At 62.8% G+C, this 6,213-nt stretch carries 7 protein-coding genes and 1 pseudogene; all 8 read right to left on the bottom strand.

Annotation, left to right across the window (positions count from 1 at the left end):
• Positions 1 to 321 (bottom strand): annotated as a pseudogene (locus EN859_RS16230) (flagellin); the annotation flags it as partial.
• Between the two features lie 300 nt (positions 322 to 621).
• A complete protein-coding gene (locus tag EN859_RS16225) occupies positions 622 to 1,713 on the bottom strand; it encodes a flagellin (RefSeq protein ID WP_127853902.1) in 1,092 nt (363 codons plus the stop codon).
• 209 nt (positions 1,714 to 1,922) lie between these two features.
• Positions 1,923 to 2,654 carry a flagellar type III secretion system pore protein FliP gene (gene fliP, locus EN859_RS16220; protein WP_127853901.1) on the bottom strand — a complete coding sequence of 244 codons (732 nt, stop codon included), beginning with the start codon at positions 2,652 to 2,654 and terminating at the stop codon, positions 1,923 to 1,925.
• The gene (locus tag EN859_RS16215) at positions 2,651 to 3,145 is read right to left on the bottom strand and encodes a flagellar basal body-associated FliL family protein (RefSeq protein WP_127853900.1); all 495 of its coding nucleotides are present in this window, start codon (positions 3,143 to 3,145) and stop codon (positions 2,651 to 2,653) included. Before EN859_RS16215 ends, fliP begins: the two co-directional genes overlap by 4 nt.
• Before the next feature lie 16 nt (positions 3,146 to 3,161).
• A complete protein-coding gene (flgH, locus tag EN859_RS16210; RefSeq protein WP_127853899.1) occupies positions 3,162 to 3,866 on the bottom strand; it encodes a flagellar basal body L-ring protein FlgH in 705 nt (234 codons plus the stop codon).
• Positions 3,863 to 4,444 carry a MotE family protein gene (locus tag EN859_RS16205; RefSeq protein WP_189502007.1) on the bottom strand — a complete coding sequence of 194 codons (582 nt, stop codon included), beginning with the start codon at positions 4,442 to 4,444 and terminating at the stop codon, positions 3,863 to 3,865. The genes flgH and EN859_RS16205 overlap by 4 nt, the downstream gene beginning before the upstream one ends.
• 3 nt (positions 4,445 to 4,447) lie before the next feature.
• Positions 4,448 to 5,689, bottom strand: coding sequence for a flagellar basal body P-ring protein FlgI (locus EN859_RS16200; RefSeq protein WP_127853897.1), 1,242 nt, complete (start codon positions 5,687 to 5,689; stop codon positions 4,448 to 4,450).
• Positions 5,686 to 6,210 (bottom strand): flagellar basal body P-ring formation chaperone FlgA, encoded by a 525-nt coding sequence (flgA, locus tag EN859_RS16195; protein WP_127853896.1) that lies wholly within the window; start codon positions 6,208 to 6,210, stop codon positions 5,686 to 5,688. The genes EN859_RS16200 and flgA overlap by 4 nt, the downstream gene beginning before the upstream one ends.
• Positions 6,211 to 6,213: the final 3 nt, after the last annotated feature.

Below are 6,213 nucleotides of genomic sequence, written 5' to 3'. Positions count from 1 at the left end.
ATCCTTGTCGGTGTCGGTCGCGCCGAAGGCGGCAACAAGCTTGACCTTGATCGCATTGACGGTCTCGATGGCCTTGTCCATGCCGGTGTAGGCGGTATCGACCTTGGAAGCGCCGAGGCCGAGTGAGTCCTGCACGGTCGACAGCGCCTGGTTGTCGGAACGCATCGTGGTGGCGATCGACCAATAGGCGGCATTGTCAGAAGCGTTAGAAACCCGATAGCCGGTCGAAATGCGGGCTTGGGTCATCTCAAGGGATTTGTTGGTGGCGTTAAGGCTCTGCAGCGCAGTCAGCGCCGAGGCATTGGTCATGATGCTGGACATACTCGTACCTTTACACGTTTACACGCATTGCTTTGACATACCGGCTCTTCCGGTATGACGGTACGGCATCATGCCAATGATCGCTGAGACCCGATCACCCGCCATTGATTGCACAGTGTCAGAGAGTTCCTAGGAATCCGATAAACTTCATGGTTAATGATTTCCTAAACCGTTGTTTTATAAGCGATAACTTCCAAAGGTCGTTTGGACGAGCGGCGGCTGAAGGGTGCCTTAATGCAGACCGGGCCGCGCTGATGGCGCGGCCCGGTTTCAAGATGACCGAACTTAGGCTGTAGGCGATCAGCCGCGGAAGAGCGACAGGATCGACTGCGACGAGCCGTTGGCGATCGACAGCGCCTGGATACCGAGCTGTTGCTGGACCTGCAGCGCTTGAAGGCGGGTCGATTCCTTGTTCATGTCGGCGTCGACGAGCTGGCCGACACCGCGATCGATGGAGTCCATCAGGCTCTGAGTAAAGGTCTTCTGCAGGTCGATGCGGCTCTTGGCGGCGCCGAGGGTGGTGGCGGCGTTCGTCATGTCCTTGAGGACGGCGTCGACCTTGGCCATCATGGCACCGATCACACCATCCGTGACACCGGCAGCCGTAACATCGAGATTGAAGACAGACTTGGTGACGACGACAGTCGCCGTCGCGTCAGCGGCGGTTGCAGCGGTCGCGGCAGCGGTTTTCGCAGCGGTATCCGTCGCGCCGCCTGCTACCTGGGTGGCGAAGGTCGATTCGAATGCGTCCTGGGCCTTGGTCGTGCTGTAGATAGCAGTTGCCCGATCGAGAATGCCGGCGTTCTTGAGGTTTGCCGCCGTTCCTGAATCGAACAGCTTGATATCTTCGACGTTGATGTCGATCGTGCTGATCGAAGACACGCCGGCGGAGGTGCGGTTGAAGGCGGACACGACCTTGGCAGTTTGCTGGACGCCGGTATCGGCAGCGGCAGCGGCGCCTGCGGCATCCTTGGTGGACGTCACGGACAGGAAGTTCGAGCCGGAGAAAGTGGCGCCGTCGGCATAAGCCTTCAGCTGTGCCTGGAGGGCGGTGACTTCGGTCTGGATCTTCGCCTTGTCGGTGTCGGTCGCGCCGAAGGCGGCAACAAGCTTGACCTTGATCGCATTGACGGTCTCGATGGCCTTGTCCATGCCGGTGTAGGCGGTATCGACCTTGGAAGCGCCGAGGCCGAGTGAGTCCTGCACGGTCGACAGCGCCTGGTTGTCGGAACGCATCGTGGTGGCGATCGACCAATAGGCGGCATTGTCAGAAGCGTTAGAAACCCGATAGCCGGTCGAAATGCGGGCTTGGGTCATCTCAAGGGATTTGTTGGTGGCGTTAAGGCTCTGCAGCGCAGTCAGCGCCGAGGCATTGGTCATGATGCTGGACATACTCGTACCTTTACACGTTTACACGCATTGCTTTGACATTCCGGCTCTTCCGGTATGACGGTACGGCATCATGCCAATGATCGCTGAGACCCGATCACCCGCCATCCCGGGACCATAGCCGCGAGATACTACCAAAGGTCTAAACTGGAGAGTTAACCGGATCTATATTGTCCTGATCAGGCGAAAGGCCGGTTTTGGTACGGCGATGCTCAGGTGAAGGAGCGCACCAGGCTGCCGACAAGCAGGTTCCAACCGTCGATCAGGACGAAGAACAGGATCTTGAAGGGCAGCGAAACGACGGTCGGCGGCAGCATCATCATGCCCATGGCCATGGTGATGGTGGCAACGATCAGATCGATGACGAGGAATGGCAGCACGATCAGGAAGCCGATCTCGAAGCCGCGCCGGATCTCGGAGATCATGAAAGCGGGCACCAGGATGCGCAGGTCGATGGTGTCACGCGAGACGGCTTGGCCACGCTCGCGGGCGAGATCGGCAAAAAGGTCGAAATCCTTGTCGCGGACATTGTGCAGCATAAAGGTGCGAAACGGATCCGAAATCTTCTCGAACGCCTCGGTCTGGCTGATCTGGTTGTCCATCAGCGGCTTGACGCCTGTGTTCCACGCCTGGTCGAAAGTCGGCGCCATGACATAGAAGGTCATGAACAGCGACAGCGAGATGAGGATCAAATTGGCTGGCGTCGATTGCAGGCCGATGCCGGCGCGCAGGATCGAGAAGGCGATGACGAAGCGGGTGAAGCTGGTCACCATGATGAGCAGGCCCGGCGCCACCGACAGCACGGTGAGCAGGCCGAACATCTGGATGATATAGCCGACGGTCGTGCCGTCGGCCTTGCCGATGCCGCCGAGATCCAGTTGCTGGGCTCCCGCGACGGAGGTGGCGGCGACAACGAGCGCCGTGGCGACAAGGAGCTTTCTCATTCGAGCAGCAGTGTCCTGATGAGAAGCTGTTTGGCATGGCCGGCGCTGCGGATCGCGGCGCGCTCTTCGAGGTCGGCTTTCAGGTGCTGGTAGCCGCTGGCGCCCTCGATCTGATGCATCTTCAGCGTGCGGACCAGGGCCAGGAGGTCCTGATGGATCTCCTCGCTAAGCGCTGGCGTCTGCGGCGCATCGTACAGCACAGACAGCTCCAGCCTTATCCAGACGTCGCTGGGCGAGGCCAGGTTGGTGGTGATCGGCGCCAGCTCCACCAGAACGGGTCCCGCGTCGGGCTCATGCGCGGCGGCGGGTTGCTCGATCTTGCCTTCGTTCTCCGGGGCGGCGGGTACCGATTCAGGCCCTCCGACACCCTTCAGATAGCCGCCGGACAGCCAGCCCATGCCGATCGCGGCCGCCGTCATCATGAGCAGCATCGCAATCTGGATGACAAGGGAAGGACCCCTTTTGGGCTGGACCTGTTCGACATTCGCCACGGTGCAGTCTCCGGTCCTAGAAGGGAAGGACTTGGTCGAGGATCTGCTGGCCGTAAGGGGGCTGCTGGATCTCGCTGACACGTCCGCGGCCACCGTAGGAGATGCGCGCTTCGGCGATGCGTTCATAGGAGATGGTGTTCTCGGCGCCAATGTCGGAAGGCCGCACCATGCCGGCGATGGTGAGCACCCTGAGCTCGTAATTGACGCGCACTTCCTGCGAGCCCCTGATCATCAGGTTGCCGTTGGGCAGCACCTCGGTGACAACGGCAGCGACGTTGAGCTCCAGGCTTTCGGAGCGCTTGATCTCGCCGTCCGCGTTGGTTTCGGTCGTGGAGTTAAGGCTGCCGTCGCCTGTGCCGCCGGTGCCGGTGCCGTCCCATTCGACATTAGCATCGAAGCCGAGCTTGCGGGCGGCGGTACGGCTCCTGTCGTTCTGGTTCTTGAAGTTGGCCTTGTCGTTGAGCTTGATCCTGACGGTCAGGATGTCGCCTTCGCGTAGCGCTCTGGGATCGGTGAAGAGCCGGCTCTGGCGATCGTCCCACAGGGAGAATTTCTTAACCGGCGCCGAAGGCGGCTCGGGATAGCTATAGGGAGGCATGTTGCCGGTGGCGATACCGGAGCCGACCGGCGACAGCGCCGGCTCCCTGCCGATCTCCCTGAGGTCGGTGCCGCAGCCGGACAGCGCGGCGACGCCGAGCAGGAGGAGCATTCTGCGGATCATGACGGATCTACCCTTCGGGCTGCGCTGGCCATGATACCGGTGAGCGCTGCTGCCGCCTTCTGGTCCATTTCGTTGAGAATGACGCCAGCCTTGCGTGAATCGAGTTTCATCAGGATGGCGGCGGCGAGGTCGACATTGACCATCGCCAGGCGCTCGGCCGCGGCATCCGGCTTCATGCCGGCATAGATCTTGACGACGCTGTCTTCGGCACGAGCCAGGAAGACTTCGCGCCGTTTCAGCCATTGCTCGTATTCGGCCCGCTTATCCTCCAACGCCTTCATGCGCTGGTCTATGCCGGCTTGCAGCTGCTTCAGCTCTTCGGCCTGCAGGACGTAGCGGCGGTCACGGGCGGCGTCGGCTATGTTCGAGCAGAAGCGCTGGATCTCGCTTTCGTCCGGCGCCTTCTCCCGAGTCAGTTGCTGCGGTGCGGCCGGCTCCTGCCCGCCGGGCAAGATCTGCCGCACTGTTTCTTCCGTATGTGCTGCGCCGGCAAGGAGCGTAACGGCGAGAGCAGAGACCGCCAGGAATGCCCTGGCGGCGCGGTGCTGTTTTCGGGGAAGCGGATAGGTCATCGGCATGGCCTATTGAAGAACCAGGTCGGCCTGCAGGGCGCCGGCCGACTTGATGCCTTGCAGGATGGCAATGATGCCGTCGGGCTTGACGCCGAGACGGTTGAGGCCGGAAACGAGCGTTTCGAGGTCGGGCCCGTCGAGCACGGCGACGCGTGCGTCGGGCTGGGAGGCCTCAATGGCGGTGAAGGGTTCGACGGCGGTCACGCCCTTGGAGAAGGGCTCGGGCTGGACGATTTTCGGGGCTTCGGTGATGCGCACGGTGAGCGTGCCGTGGCTGATGGCGACCCGAGAGATCTTGACCTCGTTGCCGATGACGATAGTGCCGGTGCGCTCGTCGATGACGACGCGGGCCGGCGTGTCCGACTCGACGACCAGATTCTCGATCTCGGCATAGAAGCGCGCCGCCGAAACGTTCTTCGGCCTTCTGATCTGCACGGTGCGCGCATCGCGTTCGGCCGCCACGCGCATGCCGAAGCGCTGGGAGGTGTAGCCGTTGACGGCATCGGCGATGCGAACGGCGGTTGAGAAATCGGGATTGCGCAGCTGCAGGGTCAGCACCGCCTGGTCGTCGAACTCGGCCTGGACGGCGCGCTCGACGATGGCGCCGTTGGGCACTCGTCCGGCTGTCGGCACGCCTTGCGTCAATTGCTCGGCCTGGCCCTTGGCGGTGAAGCCCGAAACGATGACCGACCCCTGGCCTACGGCATAGATCTCGCCATCAGCCGCCTTCAAGGGCGTCATCACCAGGGTGCCGCCGGCGAGCGACGTGGCATCGCCCATCGAGGAGACATCGATGTCGATGCGGGCTCCCGACTGGACGAAGGGCGGCATGTTGGCGGTGACGATGACGGCGGCGACATTCTTGGCGCGGGCGCTGCCGCCCTCGGTGGCGATGCCGAGATTTTCGAGCATGGCGCGGATCGATTGTTCGGTGAATGGCGAGTTGCGCAGGCTGTCGCCCGACCCGGCCAGCCCGATGACCAAGCCATAGCCGACGAGCTGGTTGTCGCGCGAGCTCTGCAGCTGGGCGATGTCCTTGATGCGTGCCGCGACCTGGCCGGACGGCAACGTACTTGGCCCGTTCGACACCCTGAACATCCGGGCGGTGGTTGCGGGATCGTATTCCGGATCGTTGAACGCACCGCCATCCCTGGCGGCGAGCTCGCGCTTGGCCTTGGGGGTAAGCCCATCGGCCAGCGCCGGCTGCAGGCCGAGAACCGCTGCCAGCACAAGGGCAAGGCCGCGCATCATGAAGCGCTGACCCTGATCGAGCCGTCGGCCATCACCGTGCCGGAGAAGATCTTGCCGCTGTCGACGTTGCGGACCTTGACGAGATCGCCGGCCGCACCGGGCTGCAAGGTTACGGCGGTGGCCGAAATGGTGAGCGTGCCGGCGACGAAAAAGACCTGGACCGCCGCGCCCTGCTCGACCAGCCAGGCATCGCGGATGGCGGCGGCCGGTATGTAGCGACCGGGCAGCAGTGTGCGCTTGGCGACCTTGCCGTCGAGCTCTTCGGCACGGGTCGCGACCGCGTCCGGCTTGTGCTTGCCCGTAACGAGCGTCACCTGCTTCAGGGCGCCGAGCTCGATGGCCTCGCCTGGATAGATGACCCGGTTCGGGATCAGCACAACCTCGCTGGCAGTCTGCTTGGCGGGCTGGTTGACGACCTGATTGGCGACCTCTTGGGCAAAAGCCGGTGCGCCGCTGGTCACCAGCGCGGTGACCAGAGCGGCGCAGCGGAGAGCGGGGCGGGAGGCCGACAAGAACATCATCTG

Source organism: Mesorhizobium sp. M00.F.Ca.ET.216.01.1.1, assembly GCF_004010325.2.
Lineage (GTDB): Bacteria > Pseudomonadota > Alphaproteobacteria > Rhizobiales > Rhizobiaceae > Mesorhizobium.
The sequence above is the reverse complement of the archived record's forward strand: the minus strand, read 5'-3'. Positions and strand labels throughout refer to the sequence as shown.